Genomic DNA, 21,608 nt, shown 5'->3' with positions numbered 1-21,608 from the left:
AGAATCGTGCACCGAGCGTCCTTCGTGTGAACCTGACGGTTGAGGAGCCGAGTGCGTCAATCGCGCACGCTCGGATCTGTGGGGGGCCGGAACGAGCAATCGTCCGGTCTACCCGACCAATAACTCGCTTTTCAATAAACGGCGCTTTATCAACGTAGTAATAGTTGCCTTCCCGAATATCCGAAAAGGTTTGAATGCCAATGGGCAACTTACGACGATGAGCAGATGGCATGCTGGCCTCTCATAACGAAACCGCTCGCGTGTTGGTGTGGATGATGAGTTTAGCATGGTGGTGATAAGGGCATTTTGTGCGTATGATGCTGCGTTTTTTGGCGGTTGTACTACTCGCGTTTTATGCGTAGCCAAATCATTCAAACGAGCACATATTGCGCGTTGACCAAAGGTCAAATCTGGTAAAAAGCAGGACGCGAAAAAGTCACGGTGTGTGCCAACATTGTGACGACAAAAGACAAAGAATGGCGTTAATTGGTGTGATAGTGAAGAGTTAGAAAGCATTGATTTTGTTTTAAGTCATTGTTTTTTAAAAAATTTATGATTTTTTGGCGATGAGGAGGAAGGATGCGTATGCGACTGAAACCGGCCTCCGAAGCCGAAGGTCGCAGGTTCAATTCCTGCCGGGCGCGCCAAATATATCAAGGGCTTACGTTAACGCGTAGGCCCTTTTGTTTTGGCTGTGTCAAATCTGTGTCATCCATGTGCCACGCCTGCCAATATTGCCTTCAAACCCTGCTACTCGGCCGTTGACCTGCGGCTTTAATCTGACACGGGTGTGTCACACGCATATTAGCGTTCTGCTACCCAGTGTGTCGCTTGTGGGTATAACTATCGATATTCTCACGTCCGCTTAGCACAAGATGCTTAAGTCGGCTGAGTATCGTAAGCTAGTGCTTATAAGCTCACCCGCCAGAATAAGCAGGATGCTGCCATGGATAAGAAGGCCCTCAGCGAACGCGATATTTGCACCAAGTTCATTACCCCGGCCTTGGTGCAGGCGGGGTGGGATATCCAAACGCAAATTCGTGAAGAGGTGACCTTTACCGCCGGGCGGATTATCGTGCGGGGGCGGTTGCATACCCGGGGCAAAAAGCGCCGGGCAGATTACCTACTGAGCTTCCAGAAAAACCAGCCGATTGCGGTGATAGAAGCCAAGGATAACAAGCACAGCCTGGGCGATGGCATGCAGCAGGCGCTGGCTTACAGCGATGCGCTGGATGTGCCTTTTGTGTTTTCCAGCAATGGCGACGGCTTCCTGTTCCACGACCGCACCGGGCTGGGTAAGCAAACCGAAACCACTCTAACCCTGGCTGAATTTCCGTCGCCTGACGAGCTATGGGAGCGCTACTGCCAATACAAAGGCATTCAGCCCGATGCTCGCCCAGTGGTTGAACAGCCCTATTACGATGACGGGAGTGGCCGAAGCCCGCGCTACTACCAGCGCATTGCCATCAATCGCACTGTCGAAGCCGTGGCACGGGGGCAAGACCGTATCCTGTTGGTGATGGCCACCGGTACCGGTAAGACGTTTACCGCCTTTCAGATCATCTGGCGGTTGTGGAAGTCGCGCCAGAAGAAGCGAATACTGTTCCTCGCTGACCGTAATATCCTGGTCGACCAAACCAAGAACAACGACTTCAAACCCTTCGGCCAGGCGATGACCAAGGTCACCAACCGCACGGTGGATGCGTCTTATGAAATCTATCTCTCGCTGTATCAGGCGGTGACCGGCAGCGAAGAAGAGCAGAACATTTACAAGCAGTTCTCGCCAGACTTCTTCGACCTGATTGTGATTGACGAGTGCCACCGAGGCAGTGCGGCGGAAGACTCCGCTTGGCGCAAAATTCTGGATTATTTCAGCGCAGCAGCGCATATCGGTTTAACCGCCACGCCCAAAGAAACCAAGGAAGTCTCCAACATCGATTACTTCGGCGCGCCGCTGTATACCTACTCGCTCAAGCAGGGCATTGAGGATGGTTTTCTGGCGCCTTACAAAGTGGTGCGGGTGGATATCGATAAAGACCTGCAAGGTTGGCGGCCCAGCAAGGGCCAGCGGGATAAGCTTGGCCAAGAGATTGAAGACCGCATCTACAACCAGAGGGATTTCGATAAACAGCTGGTGCTGGAAAAGCGTACGATCCTAGTGGCCGCCAAAATTACCGAACTGCTGGAAAGCAGCGACCCTTATCAGAAAACCATCGTCTTCTGTGAGGACATCGACCACGCCGAGCGTATGCGCCAAGCGCTGGTCAACCTCAACCCTAAGCGAATGGCCGAGAACCGTAAATACGTGATGCGGATTACCGGCGACGAGCAAGAAGGCAAGGCCGAGCTGGATAACTTCATCAACCCGGAAGAGCGCTACCCGGTGATTGCCACTACCAGCAAGCTGATGACCACCGGCGTGGACGCCCAGACCTGCAAGCTGATTGTGCTTGATCAGCGCATCCAGTCGATGACCGAGTTCAAACAGATTATTGGCCGGGGCACCCGCATCAACGACGACTACAACAAGCACTGGTTCACCATTCTGGATTTCAAGAAAGCCACCGAGCTGTTCGCCGATCCCGATTTCGATGGCGAGCCGGTGCAGGTCTATCAGCCCTATGCTGATGACGCCCCTATCGTTCCAGCGGATGAGCAAGACGGCGCCTTGGATGAAGAACAGGCAGACCCACAAGATACAGAAGACACAGCCGCAGAAGGCGTCGAGACTGACTGGGCCGAGTACGACGTAGACGAGAACGCCACCTGGGAATCTGACGATGTGGGCGGCTTGGGCACCACCGAAGGGCCGGAGCCCCGGCGCAAATACGTGGTGGATGACGTGGAAGTGAGCATTGTCGCTGAGCGCGTTCAATACCTGGGGCCGGATGGCAAGCTGATTACCGAAAGCCTGCGTGACTACACCCGAAAACAGGTGAAAGCCCAGTTCGCCTCGCTGGATGCGTTTCTGCGCCGCTGGCAGGATGCCGAGCGCAAGCAGGCGATCCTCGATGAACTGGCCGAAGAAGGCATCTTCTGGGATGCTCTGGTCGCCGAGCTTGGCCAAAAATGGGGTGAAGAACCCGACCCCTTCGATGTGATCTGCCATATCGCCTTCGACCGCCCACCGCTGACCCGCCGCGAGCGCGCCGAACAAGTCAGAAAGCGCGATATTTTCAACCGCTACGAAGGCCAGGCCCGGCAGGTGCTTGAATCCCTGGTGGATAAATACGCCGACGCCGGTATAACCCCCATCGAAGATACCAGCGTGCTCACCATGTCGCCTTTCAACGAAATCGGCTCTGTACTGGAACTCTTCGATGCGTTCGGCGGCAAGCCTAAGTACAAAAAAGCGCTGCATGAACTGGAAGAGGCCCTTTACCAAACGCCCGCCTGATACCATTGCCTTTTTGCTGACGGCCTGCCCTTGTGCAGGCCGTGATTAACACGCCAACGGAACACATCTCACCATGTCAATCAGCACCACCATTAAATCGATTCAGGACATCATGCGCAAAGACGTTGGCGTAGACGGCGATGCCCAGCGCATCGGCCAGTTGGTCTGGATGCTGTTCCTGAAAATTTTCGACGACCGGGAACAGGAATGGGAACTGATTTACGACGACTATAAATCCCCGATTCCGGAAAAGCTGCGCTGGCGAAACTGGGCCGCCGACCCGGAAGGCATCACCGGCGACGAGCTCAAAGACTTCATCGACAACACCCTGTTCCCCGGCCTGCAGAATCTGGAACCGGCCGGTGACGACTACCGGGGCGTAGTCATCCGCAACGTGTTCGAGGATGCCTACAACTACATGAAGTCCGGCCAGCTCATGCGCCAGGTCATCAACAAGCTGCAGGACGGCATCAACTTCAACAAATCCGCCGAGCGCCACGAGCTGGGCGATATGTACGAGCAAATCCTCAAAGACCTGCAAAGCGCGGGCAACGCGGGTGAGTTCTACACCCCGCGGGCAGTGACCGAGTTCATGGTCAACCGGGTGGACCCGAAACTGGACGAGAAGGTGATGGACCCGGCCTGTGGCACCGGTGGCTTCCTCACCTGCACCATCGAGCACAAGCGCAAGCACTACGTCAGTACCCCGCAGGACGAACAAACCCTGCAGAAGAGCATCCACGGCGTTGAGAAAAAGCCCCTGCCGCACCTGTTGGCCACCACCAACATGATTCTGCACGGCATTGAAGTGCCGGACCAGATTAAGCACGACAACACCCTGGCCCGCCCGCTCATCAGCTGGGGCCCGAAAGAACGGGTAGACGTTATCGTGGCCAACCCGCCCTTCGGCGGCATGGAAGAAGACGGCATCGAAACCAACTTCCCCAGCGCCTTCCGCACCCGGGAAACCGCCGACCTGTTCATGACCCTGTTCATCCACCTGCTCCGGGACGGTGGACGCGCCGCGGTGGTACTGCCAGATGGCTTCCTGTTTGGCGAAGGCATGAAAACCCGGCTCAAGGAAAAGCTGCTGGAAGAGTGCAATCTGCACACCATCGTGCGCCTGCCCAACGGTGTGTTTAACCCCTACACCGGCATCAAAACCAACCTGCTGTTCTTCACCAAGGGCAAGCCCACGGAAACCGTGTGGTACTACGAACACCCCTACCCGGAAGGCTACAAGAGCTACAGCAAAACCAAGCCCATGAAGTTCTCGGAGTTCCAGACCGAAATCGACTGGTGGGGCAGCGAGGCGGACGGTTTCGCCAGCCGCGAGGAAACCGAGCAGGCCTGGAAAGTGTCGATCGACGACATCAAGGCCCGCAACTACAACCTGGACATCAAGAACCCCTGGCAGGGCGAAGAGGTCAACCACGACCCGGACGAACTGCTGGCCAAATACGAACAGCAGCAGTCCGAAATCCAGGAAATCCGCCACCAGCTGCGGGACATCCTGGCCGATGCGCTTTCTCACAACAGCGATGAAAACACCGGCGGAGGTGCGGCGTGAGTGCGCGGGAGCTGATTACCGAGCATCTGGATTTGTGGACCCGGGCGGTTACGAAGAAGTCCACCAGTGGTCGGGGGAGTAATGGCAAGATTGAGCTGACTGGGGTTAAGAAGCTGCGGGAACTGATACTCGGGATGGCAGTTCAAGGCAAGCTCACAACTCGCGAAGCGAGTGATGAGCCAGCCTCAGACCTCTTGCAACGAGTTTCAGCGAGACAGACGCAGCTATACACTCAGGGAAAAATCAAAAGGCGCAAAAAGCTTCCAAGTGTTTCTGTAGAAGAGCAGTACTTCCATCTTCCCGAAAACTGGGAATGGACGAGGCTCGGAGCACTGTTTGATTCGATAATGAGCGGCGGCACTCCTAGCAAACAGAACTCTCGCTTTTGGAATGGAGACATTCCATGGGCCAGCGTTAAGGATTTGGGAAAGACCAAGCATCTCGACGAAACCCAAGACTATATTACCAAAGAGGGCCTGAAGGCAGGGAGCAAGCTCGCAGATACTGGCGACGTATTGATCTGTACCAGAATGGGCTTGGGCAAAATTGCGATATGCTCAAAGCCTATCGCTATCAACCAAGACCTGAAAGCCGTCAAAGTATCACCTGAAGTATCCCTAGATTACTTTTTCCTGGCATATACGACCTTGGATATTACCGGCACGGGTACGACTGTCGCTGGGATAACTCAAGATAAGTTACTGAGTTATGTAATCGGCCTGCCGCCAATCGAGGAACAACACCGCATCGTCCAAAAAGTCAATGAACTCATGGCCCTCTGCGACCGGCTGGAGCAACAAACCAGCGACCAGCTCGAAGCCCACGAAACCCTCGTGGACACCCTGCTCGGCACCCTCACCCAATCCGAAAACGCCACCGAACTGGCCGACAACTGGGCCCGCCTCGCAGCCCACTTCGACACCCTGTTCACCACCGAACAGAGCATCGACAAGCTCAAGCAGACCATCCTGCAACTGGCGGTGATGGGGCGGCTGGTGGAGCAGGATGCGGGGGATGAGCTTGCCACCAACTTGCTGACTCAAATCCATACAAGAAAAATGGCACTCGCGGGCGAAAAAAGAATCAAGCGCCCACGACCGCTAACTCAACTGGACGAAACCCAGCATAGTTACCCCGCACCAGCAAACTGGGTTTGGGCTTCATTCGAGGATATTGCTGACGAAATATCAACCGGACCATTTGGTTCGATGATTCACAAACATGATTATGTTGAAAACGGAACCCCTCTGGTTAACCCGTCTCATATGGTAAGCGGCGGAATCAAAGAAGATTCCTCAGTTAGCGTCACACCTGCTAAGGCTGAAGAATTATCCAGTTATAAATTGGCCAAGGGCGACATTGTGATGGCCAGACGCGGTGAAGTCGGGCGTTGCGCCATCGTGACAGACAGAGAATCTGGATGGCTGTGTGGCACCGGTAGCTTTGTTTTGCGATTTCATTCGGCAATTAACAGGCGATTCATCCTGTTGTTATTTTCAACGGACACCGTTCGGGACTATTTAACTGGCAATTCTGTTGGAACGACCATGACAAACTTGAATCACGGCATCTTGAAAAAAATGCCGGTTGCCCTGCCATCAACAGAGGAGCAATACCGCATCGTCCAAAAAGTCGATGAACTCATGGCCCTGTGCGACCAGCTAAAGGAACGCCTGAACCGGGCCAGCGAAACCCGCTGCCAGCTGGCGGCGGCAGTGGTGGAGGGTGCGGTAAAAAGATGACGAGTTACATCAAGCCCTGGCTCAGCCACTTGGAGCAATTAAAGCAGCTAAAAGATCGTGGCTTAACGGTAACAGACGACCAGCGCGCGCTGGCGCATCTCCAACGGATTGGCTATTACCGGTTGAGCGGGTATTGGTTTGCTTTTCGTCAGCGCTCAGGCGTATGCACGCCTTTAAATAAAAACGGTAAGCGGCTGCTTAAAAAAGGCAAAACGGATTACCTAGCGTTAGATATGTTTAAGCACGGCACCACCTTTCAGCAAGCTGTCGATCTTTACGTGTTCGATAAGCGGTTACGCCTACTGGCACTGGATGGCCTTGAGCGTATTGAAGTGGCACTGCGGGTAGACATCGCCCATACGCTGGGGCGGCTAGATCCGTATGCCTATTTGAACCCTTCACTGCTGCATGATGAGTTTGCCAATAAGATTGATCAGAAAACAGGCGTCACGCCCTTGCATAAATGGCAGGAAAATCATGCGCGCTTAATTAACCGTTCTCGGGAAACGTTTATTGAGCACCATAAAAAGAAGTACGGGTTACCGTTGCCGATATGGATAGCCAGTGAAGTGTGGGACTTCGGTACGCTTTCTCATCTGTTCGGTGGAATGCGTGAACAAGAGCAGGATGCTATTGCAGCGCGCTATGGTATTAGCAATGGGCGCGTATTTGCTTCCTGGCTTCGCAGCTTGAACTATTTACGCAATGTGTGTGCCCATCATAGCCGGTTATGGAACCGCAATATGGCTGACCAGCCGCGTAAGCCTAGCCATGGTGAAGCTAACCTGTTTTTTCAGGGATGGCAGGATGCCCACGTTCAAGCGCGCCCTTTCCTGCTGCTCTGCATTGTTCAGTTCCTATTAATGACGGTGAATCCCACCAGCACATGGTGGACTCGCTTGGCAGATTTACTAAACAGTTTTCCAGACTTGCACGCCGTAGGCCTAAACCTAAAAGGTATGGGCGTGATAGAGGGCTGGGAGCAATGGGAGTGGACATGAAGGCAATAAAAAACCCCTAAGCAACTCGACTGCGTGGCAGTCTCATCGATAGGGGCCGTGTTGATGTGAATACTAGGCCCCTGTACTGCATAATGCAACATAATATGCACTGCCATATGCAGTGCATTGCTACCTCAACAGGCATCAAACTGACATGGCTATCGAACAAGGCATCTGGAAGCTTGCGAGTGCGCCGGGCGCGTTACCGCAGAAGTTACGCCCATCAGGTATGGCGGACGAGGGTTTGCTGGAAGAGCAGATTATGCAGGATGTCTCGATTTTGAATCGGGATTGGCTGCTGATTGGTCGTCAGGTACGCACTGGCTTCGACAAGCTGATTGACCTGCTTGCAGTGGATGCCAATGGTACGGTGATTGTGATCGAGCTGAAACGTGATAAGACACCTCGTGACGTGGTGGCTCAGGCTATCGATTACGCTTCGTGGGTGGTGACGCTCGCGGATTATCAGTTGATCGATATTTACCAGCAGTTCGCGGAGCGTCTACGTTGGATGAGGCATTTGAAACCAAGTTTGGTATTTCACTCGATACTGTCACGCTCAATGATAATCATCAGATGGTCGTGGTGGCCACGGAGCTAGATGCCAGTAGCGAGCGGATTATCAACTACTTGAATGAGCATGCCCAGCTATCGATCAATGCTATGTTCTTTAGTGCGTTTGAGGATAACGGCAACCGTTATCTCAGTCGCGCTTGGATGATCGACCCGGATGAGCCGACTAAACCAATCGCAAGAAAAGCCAATAAAGAGCCTTGGAATGGGGAGTTTTACGCCTCCTTTGGGGATGAACGGCCCTGGGAACTCGCACGGCGTTTGGGCTTTATCGCAGGCGGTGGCGCCGCGTGGTACTCCAAAACGCTTTCTATGCTTTCAGAAGGTGACCGTATTTGGGTCAATATCCCGAAAACGGGCTATGTTGGGGTCGGTGAGGTCATTGGCGAGCGTTGCCGTGCTACGGAGTATCACTTCGACACAGAAAACGGCGCTAAAACGCTGTTAGAGCTTGCTACGCCCAACGAGTATCCGCACCTTTACCGTGCATTGGATGATGAAGAGGACAATGCCGAATACTTAGTGCCCGTTCGCTGGCTTTATACCGCAGAGCGCAGCCAGGCATTCAGTGAAGTGGGGTTGTTCGGTAATCAGAACACGGTTTGCAAGCCCACGGCTTCTAAGTGGTCGCATACGGTTATGCGGTTAAAGCAGGCATGGCCGATAGGCGGTGGAGTGTAGTAAGCCGATCGTAAGCACCAGCCATGTTTGATGAACGATAATAGTGAGGCCGTGCTTTACGGAGTGTTCCGTCATGGGCGGCCCCTTTGAGTTGAATGTGTCTGATGTTCTTTAAGCATGTGATCAAACTCTAATGACCCTACTCGATAAACGTGCCTTCTACCTGTTAGAAGTCAGCAGTTGCGGCGGTATTCGCGCGGCGGCGGAGCATTTGCATACCAACCCGTCGGTGGTGAGCCGTCAGATCCGATCGTTGGAGCAGGCGCTGGGCATGGCGTTGCTGGAGCGTCAGGGGCGGCATGTCATGCTCACGGAGGCGGGGCAGTTGGTGGTGGATGGCTTTTTGGCCCAGCGGCGGCTGAACTCTGAGCTGGGCGATACGCTGTCGCGGCTTCGTAACTTGCAGGCCGGGAAGGTGGTGGTGTCGGTGGGCGATGGCTTTGTGGATAGCTTTATCAACCATGTGATGAAGCGGGTCTCTGAGCACTATCCGGACGTACTCATCGAGATCAAAACCGGCATTTACTATCCTCGCGAACCCCATGAGATGGTGGCCAGCGACGAGGTGGATATTGCCATTACCTATGGGCCGATCTCTGATCCACGTTTGGTGGTGCACTCGTTCGAGCGGGGGCCGCTGTGTGCGCTCGTGGCGCCTTCCCATGCGCTGGCAGGGCATGAGCGCGTGAGCGTGGCGGAACTGCTGCAGCATAAGCTGATTTTTCTGCCCGATGTGTCGGGCTCGCAGCAGTTTGTGAATGCGCTATTTGGCGCGGCGGGGCAGCCTGCCACACCGGCGTATCGCTGTAATTTGCACTCTGTCTCGCGGCGTATGGCAAGCGCGGGCATTGGGGTGTCGTTTATGACGGCGGCTGCTGCACGCAGCGAGATTGAGGCGGGGCTGCTGAAAGCGATCCCGATTGATCACCCCATGGCGGCCAGCAGCCAGGGCAACTTGGTGAAGCGTGTCGGCAGAAGGCTCTCGCCCGCTGCCGACTATTTATGGAAGTTGATGATGGCGATGCAGTAGCGCTAGTTCGCCATCATGTAAACACCCGGGCCAATGGGCCAACCCATCATCAGCCAGAACATCAGAAACGCTGACCACGCCAGCAAGAAGCCCATGGCAAGGGGCAGCATGGTGGCGATCAGCGTGCCTAGCCCCATGTCCGGTTTGTAGCGCTGCATATACACCAGTGCTACCGAGAAGTAGGGGCTCATGGGCGAGATGATGTTGGTGCTGGAATCCCCAATGCGGAACATCGCCAGCACGAAGGCGGGGTCGAAATCGATCATCATCAGCATGGGCACAAACACCGGGGCCATCAGCGCCCACTGAGCCGAGCCACTGGTCATAAAGACGTTCAGCACCGCACTCATGGCAATAAACGCCCCAACAAGGGGAAGTCCGGTAAAGCCGGTGCTTTGCAGCACGTTCGAGCCTTCAATGGCGATAAACTGGCCAAGCTCCGACCAGCGGAAGTAGGCAATAAACTGCGAGATCGCGAAGAACAGCACTAGGGTCGGGGCGAGGTCGCTGGCTGATTCCGCCATGCGCTGGGGCACATCGCGGCTGCGGGTAATCTTGCCGGTGGTGATGCCGTACACCAACCCAATGGTGACGAAGTAGATAAACATCAGCGGCACGAGCGAGCGCAGAAACGGCGAAGGAATCAAACCGCCCTCTTCGTTGCGCAGCGGCGAGGCTTCGGGTAGCACCACCAGCAGCACCAGGGCAATGTAGGCCAGCGTTGCCAATCCAACGCGCTTGAGGCCGCGCTTTTCGGCCTCCGTCAGCGTCGGCGTGACCACCTCGGTTTTGAAATCTTTACCCATGGGGAGCGTACGCTGTAGCCGTGGCTCCACTACTTTGTCGACCAGCAGGGTGCCGACGGCTGCCAGTACAAACACTGAACAGGCCACAAAGTAGTAGTTATCTACGGGAGAGATGTAAGCGTCTGGGTCTACCAGCCGAGCAGCATCGGTCGTAATACCTGCAAACAGCGCATCGCCCACGGTGATGAACAGGCTGGCATCAAACCCAGCCCCGGCGGCTGCGTAAGCAGCGGCGGCCCCCGCCACGGGATGCCTGCCCACTGAGTAGTAGACCATCGCGGCCAGCGGGATCAGGATGAGGTAGTTGGCATCGGAAGCAATGCTGCCGCAAATACCCGCCATAAATACGCAAAACGTCAGCAGCGAGGGCGGCGCTTTGGCGACGCTCACCTGCATCAGCGTGGACATCAGACCTACTTTATCGGCCAGCCCAATGCCGAACATCACCACCAAAATCAGCCCCAGCGGCGGGAAGTTGACGAAGTTACTGACCACGCTGGTCAGCATGAACTCGACGCCATCCGCAGAGAGCAGGCTGCGAACGGTCACTTCTGCCTCGGTTTGCGGGTTGACCGCCGAGACGCCTAGCGTGGCTAAAATAGCGGAAATAACCACCACCAGGGCGGCCAAAATAGTGAATAGGATAAACGGGTGCGGCAGCTTATTGCCTACCCGCTCGATGGAAGCGAGAACACCTTGCATGACAGTTTCCTTATAAGAAGCCTTGTTATTCAACGTTGTTATGCCACTTAACGTGGCGGCTAGCGCTGTTAGTCGCGCTTCAGTAGTGATGTGGCCAGCGCCACAAACATGCCGCCTGCGACGGGCAGAATGGCATCGTTAAAGTCGTAGCGTTCGTTATGCAGGTAGGCGCTGTCGCCGTTCCCCACAAAGAAGAAACACCCCGGCACTTCTTGCAGGTAAAACGCAAAATCCTCAGCGCCCATGGTGGGCATGTAGTCCAGCTGCTGAATATCGGCGCTGACGCCTTGTTCGGCGGCAATCGCCAACACACGCTCCGACCAAGCGGTATCGTTTACTAACGGAGGGATTTGGTGCTGATGCTCTAGCTGAAAACGCGCGCCGTGAGCGGAACACACCCCATTAACGACCTGTTCCAGCTTGCCGACCAATGCAGCGCGGGAGCTTTCCCGGTCGCTGCGAATATTCACCAGCAGTTCTGCTTGGCCTGGAATGACATTGGCGGCGTCGCCTGCATGAAACGCCGCGACGGTAATCACGCCTGCTTCCAGCGGTGATTTATGGCGGCCCACCAGCCCCTGCAGTTGTTGCACAAGAGAAGCGCCTACATAAATAGGGTCTACCGCCAAATGCGGCATGGCCGCGTGGCCGGAGACGCCTTCAATGGTGATTTTGAAGGTGTCGTTACCGCCCATGGCGGAGCCTGGTTTGACGAACAGCTGCCCTTCGGGAAAGCCAGGGCGGTTGTGGTAGCCAAAAATCGCGTCTACCTGCGGGTTTTGGAGCACGCCCGCTTTGACCATCTTATCGGCCCCGTTTCCACCCTCTTCTCCTGGCTGAAACAGCAGTTTGATGTGGCCGCAGAGCTGATCGCGCTGGGCGATAATCGCTTCAGCGGCGAGCAGCAGCGTCGCTGTGTGTCCATCGTGGCCGCAGGCGTGCATCAGCCCTTCTCGTTGGGAGCGGTGCGCAAAGCTGTTGGCTTCTTTGATCGGCAGCGCATCCATATCGGCCCGAAAGGCAATCACAGGGCCTTTACGGCCGGTGTCCAGCTCGGCCAGTACGCCGGTAGTAGCAATGCCTTCGGTGACCTTATAGCCCAGTGACGTCAGCCGTTCGGCCACCCGTTTGGCCGTGTCAGTTTCCTCGAATTTGAGCTCTGGATGCTGGTGAAGCTGATGGCGCACGGCCACCGCGTCGTCAATTTGTGGCTGGGTGAAAAAGGGGGATGAATACATGTCCTGTCCTTGCCGTTGTCTGTGTCGTTGTGGGCATCAGTAACGCTAAGCGACTTGGCGGGCAGGAACGAGTGCCAAAAGAGATGTGTTTGTTGCTTTCAAGGCAACGATGTGCGCAGGGGAGGCGCTGATGAATGCCGGAGATGGGAATTCGAATAAAACGTAGTATTGGGTGTGATTAAGGAACCGCTGATCAATTCGTCTCTAAGCGGCTGAAACGCTCATAATGGCACTTTCACTGCATCAGCGGTCGCTTTCTGACCAGCGAAGGTGGTCTGTTTCCCTTGCCAGCCGGATTATCCGGCTGGCAGGGCAGATTCAAGACGCACTGGCCCTGTCAACGCGTCCTTCGCATCGTGCCGCCAGCACCAGATGGCCAGCCCGAACAGGCTGAATAGCTGCGCCTGGTTCCTGGCCAGCCCCTTGTAGCGCACCTTCCGGTAGCCGAAGAGGTTCTTGATCACATGAAACGGATGCTCCACCTTGGCACGGATGCTAGCCTTCGCCTTCTCGATCTTGAGCAGCAGCGCTTTCATGGGACTGTCTTCCATCTTCTTGATGGCGCCACGCTTGGCGGATACACAGCAGCGAGAGTCCGGGGCATCCTTCTCTTCGTCCAGGTACTTCCACATGCCGGTATAGCCCGCATCGCCGTATACCCGTTTATCATCATCCCGAACCAATTCACTGGTCATGGTGACATCGGCGATGTTAGCCGAGGTGGCGGCGACACGGTGGGTCAGCCCGGTGACGGCATCGACGCCGATATGCGCCTTCATGCCGAAATACCATTGGTTGCCCTTCCTGGTCTGCTTCATCTCCGGATCGCGTTGCTTGGCCTTGTTCTTGGTGGAGGGCGCGGCCGCTACGATGGTGGCGTCGACGATGGTGCCCTCGCGCATGAACAGGCCCTGCTCAGCCAAGTGGGCGTTGACCTCCTCGAAGATCCGCTGGGTCAGCGCATGCTTCTCCAACAGATGACGGAAGCACGGCAGCGTGGTCGCGTCCGGTACGCTCTCGATGGCCACGAAGTCGCGCATCGCCTGACTATCGTAGATCGCATCTTCGAGCGCCTCGTCGGCGAGTGCATACCACTGCTGCAGGAAGTAGATCCGCAGCATGCGCTCCAGGCCGATGGGCGGACGGCCACGCTTGCCCGCTGCGTTCGGGAAGTAGGACGGCGACAGCGCGTCGATGAGCCGTTGCCAAGGCACCAGCACCTCCATCTGGGCCAGGAACCGCTCGCGGCGGGTGACCTTCTTCTTGTTCTGCCTGGGAGAAAGAGATCTGCTTCATCGGGTGGCCCGGTCAGCAAGTGATGGACAGCTAAGACTTTACCCTGCCGGTAGCGCTCTGGCAGCTTCAGGGGGATTTATGCAGCGTTTCCTTAACTGATTTCTGTTATGAGAAAAATTGCTTTTTTCACACCGTGCTTTAATTCGTCAGCCCCCCAATGTTACGTAGCAAGCGACACTCCGGCTGCCTGCCAAGTGGAAGTGGGAACATCTATGAGTGGTGTAATAAAAGGTAAGACGACAGCGCTGCATCACCTTTTTTAGTCGTTGTCATCTAACCAGCTTATCAGGTCGATAGGTGTTTTCGATTGTCCCTTTCCTTAAAAAACTCTTAAATTGTACCGATTGGTACTTTTTTTGAGAGATTAATGTATGGCTAACGTTTCGCAATATCCAAACCTGTTTAAACCCGGCGCGCTATCTGGTCTCAATCTGACCAACCGTCTCATCCTTGCACCCATGACCCGCACAAGCGCTGAAGCTGATGGTCGTCCCACTGAGCGTATGCGGGATTACTATCGTGATTTTGCCCGCGGCGGTTTTAGCTTGCTGATCAGCGAGGGAATCTATACTGATGAGCGCTTTAGTCAGGGTTATGACTACCAGCCTGGTTTGGCCAATCTAGCGCAGCAGGAGGCTTGGCAACCGATTGTCGAGTCTGTTCAGACGGAAGGGGCAAAGTTCGTGGCACAGCTAATGCATGGTGGTGCCCAAACCCAAGGCAACCGATTCGTCGAGGACACGGCAGCTCCCTCTGCAGTAGCACCAAAGGGTGAAATGCTTGGATTTTATGGAGGGGAAGGCCCCTATCCAACCCCCCGCCCGATGAGTGAGGCGGACATTCAGGAGGCCATCGCCGGTTTTGCGGCTGCTGCACAGCGAGCCCAAGCTGCTGGGTTCGACGGCGTCGAGCTCCACGGAGCCAACGGTTACCTGATCGATCAGTTCATCTCTGAGTATTTCAATCACCGTGATGACGCCTGGGGTGGCAGCCTCGAAAGGCGGCTGGCATTTCCTATCGCGGTGATACGGGCTGTGCGTAAAGCAGTTGGCAGTGATTTTCTAGTTGGTATGCGTCTGTCGCAAATCAAGGTTACCGACTCGAACTATCGTTGGGCGGGCCGTGAGGAGGCCGCCATAATCATGACCACCCTAGAAGCCGAGGGGCTCGATTACTTGCATTTCTCCGAGCTTGACGCCCTCACGCCGGCCGTTGAAGGGACCGAAAAGAGCCTTTCGGCGCTAGCCAGCGAACTGATTGATATTCCGGTGATTGCCAATGGTGAATTGGGTGACCCTCAGGCAGCTGAAACGATTATCGCTCAGGGGGCGGCCGACTTTGTGGCGATCGGCAAGGCGGCCTTGGCTAATCACGACTGGCCATATAGGGTACGCAACAACCGTTCGCTGGCGACGTTGGACTTCGCTATGCTGATGCCTCGTGCAAACTTGTCCAATGAGGACGCTTGGCGGGAGCAACATGATGTCTCGGCTACCCTTGATGTCACTCGATAATCAACAAAGCCACGGCCGTAATGCTAAGGGCGAAGCCACTCGACAACGCATTGTCGAGTCGGCAGCTGAGCTCTTCCACGCTCAGGGCGTCGATGGTACCGGTTTGGAGCAGATCCTGCGTCAGGCCGGTGCAGGCAAGAGCCAGTTCTACCAGCATTTCCGCAATAAAGATGCACTCGTTTGCGAGGTCGCCGTTTGGTGGGAGCACCGCCTCTTTGCGTCTATGGAAGTTCACGAACTAGATAGCCTCGATACGTTAGAGCGGTGGCTTCTATCCGCCGTTGATCAGTTGGAAGTCGAGCATTGTTATCGTGGCTGTCCGATAGGCACTTTGGCGGCTGGCCTACATGACAATGATGAAACCACCCGTGCTGCTGTTAGCCAGTGTTTCCGGGCACTTGACTCTCGTTTACGTGATGCCCTGAATCAGAGTCAGCAACGGGGTGAGCTTAGCGAGGAGGCTGACCTTGAGGCAATTTCCCATTTCATTCTGGCCAGTCAGCAAGGTGCTGCGACGCTCATCAAGGCCTATGGTGACAGCAGCGCTGGCCGATTGGTGATCGCCCAAGCAATGCAATATGTGCGCTCTTATTCGGTAAACGATTAAGAGCAGTCAGCCAGTGACACTGCTAAACGAACGCCATCACTGTCAGCAACGACGTTGTCTAAGAGACCGCTATCCGGCTGATAACTTGTACATTTAAGTCCACGTCGGCATTGCTCTATAACCTCGCTGGAACCTGAGCACGAGCAGGAATGTTCTGAGAAGCCGCACATTTATAGTCTTACAGACACCATCCCGTGCTTGGATGTAAAGAATATATGAGTATATGAATTTGTCGTATACAACCATTTTAGTTATATGCGGCAATCGTATAGGATACATGGTCACTCATTTTCCAATGGAGAGATCGCCATGCCCCGTTTCCTTCGCCCTTTGGCAATGCTAACGGCGATATTTGTTGGCACCACCAGCCAGGCTGATGATCACCTCACTACCTTGGAAGTTGGCTACATGCCGATATTACCGGTCGCCCAACTGTTTGTGATGGAAGGAGAGGGTTGGACCGAGGAAGCGGGACTGGAATTGGAGCTAACACGCTTTTCGAGCGGCCCGGCCATGGTTCAGGCGTTGGCCTCTGGCGAGCTTGACGTTATGTATTTCGGTATCGGCCCGGCGATGGTAGCCCGGGCTAACGGCGTCCCCATCAAGGTTCTCGCCTCTAGCATTCAGGAGCAGATCGGTCTGGTGGCACGTGGCGAACTAGCGGACCATTTCGAGCGCGCTGGCGATGATGGTGCGCAGGCTATTGCCAGCTTCACCGCCGCAGAGGGCCGCAAGCCCAAGATCGCCACGTTCCCTCAAGGCTCGGTGCCGGATACCGTGCTGCGCTATTGGTTGATCGAACAGTTGGGTGTGGGTTTGGAAGCCGTTGAGATCGTCGCCATGGGTGCCGATCGCGTCCAACAGGCACTGCTCGCGGGTGCCGTGGATGCTGCCTCTATTTTAGAGCCAATTCTCACCACCGTGCAGCAGCGTGACAATCAGGCTCGCGTGGTGGCCCGTGCCGATGCCATGCTTCCAGGCCAGCCGGGGGCGGTACTGGCTGCTCGTGAAGCCGCGCTGGCGGACCATCCTGAGGCTATGCAGACGTTAATGGCACTGCATGTACGAGCCACCGAGATGCTCGTTGAAAATCCCAACAGTGCAGCACCCCATGTCCGCGAGTTCGTCGGCAAGCGCTTGATTCCTCTAGAAACTGTAGAAATAGCGCTCGCCTCTCCCTCATCCAATTACGGTAGTGATCCCCACGCCATTCGTGAGGGCACTCAGCGGATGCACGACTTTCAGATCGAACAAGGCTCTTTAAATGAGTCTGTGGATCTCGACGCCCTGTTTGATACGTCCTTGTATGACGCCGTCATCGCGGAACGTGACAGCAAATGATGATAGGCATGACGCGCGCCCAACGCACTCTCTATAGTGTATTAGGGCTGACCGGCTTTCTGCTTTTCTGGGAGCTTTCGCTGCGAAGTGGTCTGTTGCCCGGCAGCTTGGTGCCCTTGCCGTCATCCATTCCCGGCGTACTGTGGCTTGAACTGCTCGATGGCATCTGGTTTGACGTAGTGCGCTCAAGCCTTAGCCACTACAGTGTGGGCGTGTTATTGGGTTCGACTTTAGGCATTGCCGTGGGCATATCGGCTGCGCTGCTGCCCAGGTTTAATGCTGCGCATGCCTGGCTTGCTAGATTGCTACGACCCATTCCGCCGCTGGCATGGATTCCTTTCGCCATCATTTGGTTCGGCATAAATCCTTCTGCAGCCGCCTTCATCATCAGCATTGGCGTTTTCTGGATCAATTACTTCGCCAGCTACAGCGCTGTGCACTCGATTGATCCTGGCTATGACGAAGTGGCACGCGCCTTTGGTCAGCAGCGTTTTCTGGCTCGGTTGACCAAGGTCAGCTTGCCTGCGGCGGCCCCAGGTATTCTCAGCGGTCTGCGTGCCGGACTCGGTCAGGGTTGGATGACCGTGGTGGCCGCTGAGCTGTTCGGCATCCCTGGTATTGGCCAGCGCATGATGGAGGCTTCTAGCCTGCTGGCGACCGATATCGTGGTGGTTTACATGTTGACCATCGCCGCCCTTTACGCAACCTTCGACTTCCTGTTCATGGTAGTGCAGCGCAGATTACTAAGGTGGCAATCATGACCGACACTAGCATGACGATGCACCCGGTGCTCAGCGCACGAAACGTCAGCCTAGGTTTTGACGGCACCACCGTCTTGGCCGGTGTTGATCTGACACTGCACCCTCAGGAGTTCGTGGCCGTGGTAGGTGCTTCAGGGGTTGGAAAGTCGACCCTACTGCGAGCATTGGCTGGCTTGCTTGCCCCACAATCGGGGCGAGTAGATATACCCGCCGCCATCACACCAGACACTCGCGCCTGGTCAATGGTTTTTCAGGCGCCAAGGCTTTTTCCTTGGCGCAGAGTACGGGGTAACGTGGAATTAGGCTTGGAGGGTCTTTCGCTTTCCAAAGCCGAGCGCCGCCGCCGCGCTTTGGAGCCTCTGGCACTAGTGGGGCTTGATGAATTCGCGGAACGCTGGCCCCATACGCTCTCGGGTGGTCAGCAGCAGCGGGTCGGCATTGCCCGGGCGCTTGCTGTTCAGCCCAGGGTGCTGTTCATGGACGAGCCCTTCTCTGCGCTTGACGCTATCACTCGGCGCCGACTTCAACAGGAGCTGGTCGAGCTACGTCGACGTACCGAAGCCGCCATTGTCTTTATCACTCACGATATAGAGGAAGCCGTCCTGCTTGCCGACCGGGTGATGGTACTAGGCAATGGCGAGATGGATCAGCCAGCACGGGTGGTTAAGACCCTTGAAGTCGACATGCCTCTAGATGATCGCCGTGACCACACCGAATTCGTACCTCTTGTGCAGCGTGTCGAGACGATCATCGGCAACCACTGATCACGCGTTTTTCTCGGAGATAACCATGCTACCCTTTCACGTGCTGCTTCACGCGCCCACGCCAGAGGCTTTGATTCGTGCCCGCCGTAATGCCGTCAACTTGCAAAAGGCCCGGCCAGACGCTGAGGTACTGATTGTCGCTAATGCCAGCGCTGTTGCCGCCGCCCTGACCATTCCTGACGAAACCGACCCAATGCTGCGGTTATGCCGTAATTCCCTTGTGGCCCAAGGGCTCGACAATACCCGTGCCCTCACTGAGGTAGATGCGGCAGTGGTGACACTTGCTGAACTCCAAGCAAAAGGCTGGGCTTATATCCGCGCATAAAACTTTAGCGCTTTGAATAAGTGTCGGGTCCCGGGTGATTGACCACCCGTTTGGTAAATAACTCAGGCCGCTTGGCCTGCCATTCCTTCATCGCCGTGATCGGCGATTGATGATGCAGCGCTTTCTGCGAGATATGGTGATTGTACAGCCAGCAGTATCGCTTGAGCGTCTGCTCGAGGTCTTCGCCTGTAGTATAGCGCCGGGTCGCCAGCACGTCGCTGATACGGCCGTTGAAGCGCTCCACCATCCCATTCGTTTGCGGCCTTCCCGGCTTGATCAGGCGGTGCTCGATGCCGTGGGCTAGGCACTCCTGATCGAAGGGATGGCGCCCGCTGGGCTTGCGCTCACCTGTCCGCGTGAAGCGATCCGTGAACGACTTGCCGTTGTCGGTCAGCACCGTCTGAATCTTGAAGGGCGCCTTCTTCTCCACCTGCTTCATAAACGCCCGAGCATCCTTCGCGGACTGGCTGCCTCGGACCTCCAGGTAGACCCAGCGTGTCGCACGGTCGATGGCCCTATGTGTCAGCGTAGTTGTCGCCTGATTATTTCAGAGGACAACCATGCCCTATTATTCACCGGAACGTAAAGAAGCCATTCTCCAGAAGATGGCTCCACCTCACAGCCTGACTGTTGCCGAGTTGGCCAGCCAGGAAGGCATCAGTACCGCAACCTTGTACAATTGGCGTAAAGCTGCCAGAGGACGAGGTGCCGTTTTGCCGTAAGCGTTCATTCCACGACGTTCTGCCACCCTGCTGAAAATCGCCCTACAGTAACCTCACACTTTCCAACACGAGGTTACCCCCATGAGAAAGCACCGCACACCCGAACAGTGGCAGACCCTGGTTGATCAGCAGCGTGACAGTGGTCTGTCAGCTTCGAAGTTTTGCAAACAAGAGAACATTGGTTACGCCAGTTTCTGCAACTGGCGCAAGCGTCTGTCCGATCCGTCGACCCATGATTCGGCTGGATCCGGTGAAGCCGGTTTTCTGGATCTCTCGTCGTTGATGGGCAACTCCCCATCCTCCGGCCCAGGCTGGCACATTGTGCTCAGCCTGGGTAATGGCGTTGAACTCCGGCTGAGCCAGCACGGATGATCGGACTCGATAGCCAGGCCCGGATCCGGAAGGCCCGGTATTGGGGATCGTCACCAAAAGATCAACCGCAAGAGTGTGATCGTGCTGGGGGAGGATGGCAGGAAGCAATACAAGGTCTCGCTGGAGTTATTAAGGCCCCACCGTGACGTGAAGTAAGTGCCTATTCAAAATTAATCGCGTGATCGGCTCCGTAACCACCGAGTAAGCGGTGTACCTCTTCACATAGACGTTCAAACGAGAGATAGGCACTCAAAGGCAGCCAGGTGTACTTCATCTGCCGCCACAGAATCTCTATCAGATTCAGCTCTGGTGAGTAGGCAGACAGATAGATCAGATGCACACGTTGCGACATCCACTCCACCCTCTTGCGCCTAAAGGCCTTGGAGCGATGCATGCTGGCATTGTCGAGCACCACAACGGCGAAGGTGTCTGGATCCTTCTGGATCACAAACTGGTCAAACGCTTCTATGACCGTTTCCGTGGTCACTGTCTCGGTTGTCGTGTGATAGACCAGTTTTCCGGCTCGGCTTAAGAATCCCAACACGTTTAGCCTTCGGCTGCGGGCGTAGGCAGTGACTTCCCAGGGCTTGCCGATAGGACTCCACGCATACGGCACCGACGACGCTTGTGAAAAAACTGATTCATCAAAGTAATAGAGCTCGTGCTCGCCTTGGCCCTCTCGCTCGTGAAGCGCTTTCATCAGGCCTTGCGTTTTGCGAAAGTCCGTTTCGTCACGCTGGGTCTTGAGTGAATGCCCAATGCGCTTGAAGCTATAGCCATTTTTTTTTCAACGCCCGACGCAGTGTCACCGTGGCGACAGACTTGCCGGTCTCTTCTTGAAAGCGAGCCTGTAAGGCGCGAATCTGATGGGGATGCTCGGCTACCAACGCTTGCAGTCGCTTGTGATCGTGTTCATCGAGGACAGGTGTTCGTCCACTACGCGGTTTGTCGATGAGACCATCAAAACCGGACACTTCCCATTGCTTGAACCATCGTGATACGGCATCGCGGCGAACCTGAAGTATCTCACTGATTTGGTTAATAGTATGGCCTTGGTCACTCAGTAGAATGGCATGCGCCCGACGACGGAGAGCGCGCTTCTCGCCATGGTGATAGGCGGAGGTCAGCGTCTGTTGTTCAGGTTCAGTGAGAGGGGCAACGAAGCG

18 protein-coding genes, 1 tRNA gene and 3 pseudogenes are annotated in these 21,608 nt (G+C 55.5%); 16 read left to right on the top strand and 6 right to left on the bottom strand.

The window, feature by feature from the left end; all coding sequences use genetic code 11:
• The coding region (locus NH344_RS16080; protein WP_253028139.1) for an AAA family ATPase at positions 1-232 on the bottom strand (232 nt) is incomplete at its 3' end.
• 349 nt (positions 233-581) lie between these two features.
• On the opposite strand from NH344_RS16080, the gene NH344_RS16075 reads away from it, so the two are divergent.
• The 8 genes from NH344_RS16075 to NH344_RS16040 all read left to right on the top strand — a co-directional run bounded on the left by NH344_RS16075 (position 582) and on the right by NH344_RS16040 (position 9,994).
• Positions 582-647 (top strand) — tRNA-Leu (locus tag NH344_RS16075).
• A gap of 299 nt (positions 648-946) precedes the next feature.
• Entirely contained in the window at positions 947-3,397 is a 2,451-nt protein-coding gene (gene hsdR, locus NH344_RS16070; protein ID WP_074211381.1) for an EcoAI/FtnUII family type I restriction enzme subunit R, read from the top strand.
• A gap of 73 nt (positions 3,398-3,470) precedes the next feature.
• On the top strand, positions 3,471-4,967 hold the full coding sequence (locus NH344_RS16065; RefSeq protein ID WP_074211382.1) for a class I SAM-dependent DNA methyltransferase: 1,497 nt from the start codon (positions 3,471-3,473) through the stop codon (positions 4,965-4,967).
• Positions 4,964-6,709 (top strand): restriction endonuclease subunit S, encoded by a 1,746-nt coding sequence (locus tag NH344_RS16060; RefSeq protein ID WP_074211383.1) that lies wholly within the window; start codon positions 4,964-4,966, stop codon positions 6,707-6,709. Before NH344_RS16065 ends, NH344_RS16060 begins: the two co-directional genes overlap by 4 nt.
• Entirely contained in the window at positions 6,706-7,710 is a 1,005-nt protein-coding gene (locus NH344_RS16055; protein WP_074211384.1) for an Abi family protein, read from the top strand. The genes NH344_RS16060 and NH344_RS16055 overlap by 4 nt, the downstream gene beginning before the upstream one ends.
• Before the next feature lie 154 nt (positions 7,711-7,864).
• Entirely contained in the window at positions 7,865-8,311 is a 447-nt protein-coding gene (locus tag NH344_RS16050; RefSeq protein WP_244891598.1) for an endonuclease NucS domain-containing protein, read from the top strand.
• The gene (locus NH344_RS16045; RefSeq protein WP_253028138.1) at positions 8,218-8,964 is read left to right on the top strand and encodes a hypothetical protein; all 747 of its coding nucleotides are present in this window, start codon (positions 8,218-8,220) and stop codon (positions 8,962-8,964) included. Before NH344_RS16050 ends, NH344_RS16045 begins: the two co-directional genes overlap by 94 nt.
• Before the next feature lie 133 nt (positions 8,965-9,097).
• Positions 9,098-9,994: a LysR family transcriptional regulator gene (locus NH344_RS16040; RefSeq protein ID WP_074211385.1), complete on the top strand. Its 897-nt coding sequence runs from the start codon at positions 9,098-9,100 to the stop codon at positions 9,992-9,994.
• 2 nt (positions 9,995-9,996) lie between these two features.
• Here the strand turns inward: NH344_RS16040 and NH344_RS16035 are convergent, their stop codons facing one another.
• The 3 genes and pseudogenes from NH344_RS16035 to NH344_RS16025 all read right to left on the bottom strand — a co-directional run bounded on the left by NH344_RS16035 (position 9,997) and on the right by NH344_RS16025 (position 14,036).
• Positions 9,997-11,502 (bottom strand): AbgT family transporter, encoded by a 1,506-nt coding sequence (locus NH344_RS16035; RefSeq protein WP_228219959.1) that lies wholly within the window; start codon positions 11,500-11,502, stop codon positions 9,997-9,999.
• A gap of 68 nt (positions 11,503-11,570) precedes the next feature.
• Positions 11,571-12,740, bottom strand: coding sequence for an amidohydrolase (locus tag NH344_RS16030; protein ID WP_253028137.1), 1,170 nt, complete (start codon positions 12,738-12,740; stop codon positions 11,571-11,573).
• A 296-nt stretch (positions 12,741-13,036) separates the two neighbouring features.
• Positions 13,037-14,036, bottom strand: a pseudogene (locus NH344_RS16025) (IS5 family transposase).
• A 371-nt stretch (positions 14,037-14,407) separates the two neighbouring features.
• On the opposite strand from NH344_RS16025, the gene NH344_RS16020 reads away from it, so the two are divergent.
• The 6 genes from NH344_RS16020 to NH344_RS15995 all read left to right on the top strand — a co-directional run bounded on the left by NH344_RS16020 (position 14,408) and on the right by NH344_RS15995 (position 19,348).
• Positions 14,408-15,550, top strand: a complete 1,143-nt coding sequence (locus NH344_RS16020) for an NADH:flavin oxidoreductase (protein WP_074211388.1) — start codon at positions 14,408-14,410, stop codon at positions 15,548-15,550.
• Positions 15,519-16,157, top strand: a complete 639-nt coding sequence (locus NH344_RS16015) for a TetR/AcrR family transcriptional regulator (RefSeq protein WP_253028136.1) — start codon at positions 15,519-15,521, stop codon at positions 16,155-16,157. Before NH344_RS16020 ends, NH344_RS16015 begins: the two co-directional genes overlap by 32 nt.
• A gap of 309 nt (positions 16,158-16,466) precedes the next feature.
• Positions 16,467-17,498, top strand: coding sequence for an ABC transporter substrate-binding protein (locus NH344_RS16010; RefSeq protein ID WP_074211391.1), 1,032 nt, complete (start codon positions 16,467-16,469; stop codon positions 17,496-17,498).
• 8 nt (positions 17,499-17,506) lie between these two features.
• Positions 17,507-18,259 (top strand): ABC transporter permease, encoded by a 753-nt coding sequence (locus tag NH344_RS16005; protein WP_074211392.1) that lies wholly within the window; start codon positions 17,507-17,509, stop codon positions 18,257-18,259.
• On the top strand, positions 18,256-19,023 hold the full coding sequence (locus NH344_RS16000) for an ABC transporter ATP-binding protein (RefSeq protein WP_253028135.1): 768 nt from the start codon (positions 18,256-18,258) through the stop codon (positions 19,021-19,023). Before NH344_RS16005 ends, NH344_RS16000 begins: the two co-directional genes overlap by 4 nt.
• Before the next feature lie 25 nt (positions 19,024-19,048).
• Positions 19,049-19,348 carry a hypothetical protein gene (locus tag NH344_RS15995; RefSeq protein WP_074211394.1) on the top strand — a complete coding sequence of 100 codons (300 nt, stop codon included), beginning with the start codon at positions 19,049-19,051 and terminating at the stop codon, positions 19,346-19,348.
• Between the two features lie 4 nt (positions 19,349-19,352).
• Here the strand turns inward: NH344_RS15995 and NH344_RS15990 are convergent.
• Positions 19,353-19,862 (bottom strand): annotated as a pseudogene (locus NH344_RS15990) (integrase core domain-containing protein); the annotation flags it as partial.
• Between the two features lie 46 nt (positions 19,863-19,908).
• Between NH344_RS15990 and NH344_RS15985 the strand changes: the two are divergent.
• Together NH344_RS15985 and NH344_RS15980 are read left to right on the top strand one after the other, a co-directional pair.
• A pseudogene (locus NH344_RS15985) lies at positions 19,909-20,061 on the top strand (transposase); the annotation flags it as partial.
• A gap of 90 nt (positions 20,062-20,151) precedes the next feature.
• A complete protein-coding gene (locus tag NH344_RS15980) occupies positions 20,152-20,442 on the top strand; it encodes a hypothetical protein (RefSeq protein WP_074211395.1) in 291 nt (96 codons plus the stop codon).
• A 160-nt stretch (positions 20,443-20,602) separates the two neighbouring features.
• On the opposite strand, the gene NH344_RS15975 is transcribed toward NH344_RS15980, so the two are convergent.
• Positions 20,603-21,608, bottom strand: a protein-coding gene (locus tag NH344_RS15975; RefSeq protein ID WP_253028134.1) for an IS630 family transposase whose coding sequence is annotated in 2 segments (ribosomal slippage) — positions 20,603-21,229 and positions 21,231-21,608 — 1,005 coding nt annotated over the 2 segments. Because the reading frame shifts where the segments join, the coding sequence is not laid out codon by codon here. This gene is flagged as partial in the annotation.

Origin of the sequence: Halomonas sp. Ps84H-12, assembly GCF_024124725.1 — a bacterium.
GTDB lineage: Bacteria > Pseudomonadota > Gammaproteobacteria > Pseudomonadales > Halomonadaceae > Vreelandella > Vreelandella aquamarina.
The sequence above is the reverse complement of the archived record's forward strand: the minus strand, read 5'-3'. Positions and strand labels throughout refer to the sequence as shown.

Bases quoted from the DNA above. Each gene is read 5' to 3' on its own strand.
- hsdR (WP_074211381.1), top strand. From the start codon at position 947: ATGGATAAGAAGGCCCTCAGCGAACGCGATATTTGCACCAAGTTCATT.
- NH344_RS16065 (WP_074211382.1), top strand. From the start codon at position 3,471: ATGTCAATCAGCACCACCATTAAATCGATTCAGGACATCATGCGCAAA.
- NH344_RS16055 (WP_074211384.1), top strand. From the start codon at position 6,706: ATGACGAGTTACATCAAGCCCTGGCTCAGCCACTTGGAGCAATTAAAG.
- NH344_RS16050 (WP_244891598.1), top strand. From the start codon at position 7,865: ATGGCTATCGAACAAGGCATCTGGAAGCTTGCGAGTGCGCCGGGCGCG.
- NH344_RS16040 (WP_074211385.1), top strand. From the start codon at position 9,098: ATGACCCTACTCGATAAACGTGCCTTCTACCTGTTAGAAGTCAGCAGT.
- NH344_RS16035 (WP_228219959.1), bottom strand. From the start codon at position 11,502: ATGCAAGGTGTTCTCGCTTCCATCGAGCGGGTAGGCAATAAGCTGCCG.
- NH344_RS16030 (WP_253028137.1), bottom strand. From the start codon at position 12,740: ATGTATTCATCCCCCTTTTTCACCCAGCCACAAATTGACGACGCGGTG.
- NH344_RS16020 (WP_074211388.1), top strand. From the start codon at position 14,408: ATGGCTAACGTTTCGCAATATCCAAACCTGTTTAAACCCGGCGCGCTA.
- NH344_RS16015 (WP_253028136.1), top strand. From the start codon at position 15,519: ATGTCTCGGCTACCCTTGATGTCACTCGATAATCAACAAAGCCACGGC.
- NH344_RS16010 (WP_074211391.1), top strand. From the start codon at position 16,467: ATGCCCCGTTTCCTTCGCCCTTTGGCAATGCTAACGGCGATATTTGTT.
- NH344_RS16005 (WP_074211392.1), top strand. From the start codon at position 17,507: ATGACGCGCGCCCAACGCACTCTCTATAGTGTATTAGGGCTGACCGGC.
- NH344_RS16000 (WP_253028135.1), top strand. From the start codon at position 18,256: ATGACCGACACTAGCATGACGATGCACCCGGTGCTCAGCGCACGAAAC.
- NH344_RS15995 (WP_074211394.1), top strand. From the start codon at position 19,049: ATGCTACCCTTTCACGTGCTGCTTCACGCGCCCACGCCAGAGGCTTTG.
- NH344_RS15980 (WP_074211395.1), top strand. From the start codon at position 20,152: ATGAGAAAGCACCGCACACCCGAACAGTGGCAGACCCTGGTTGATCAG.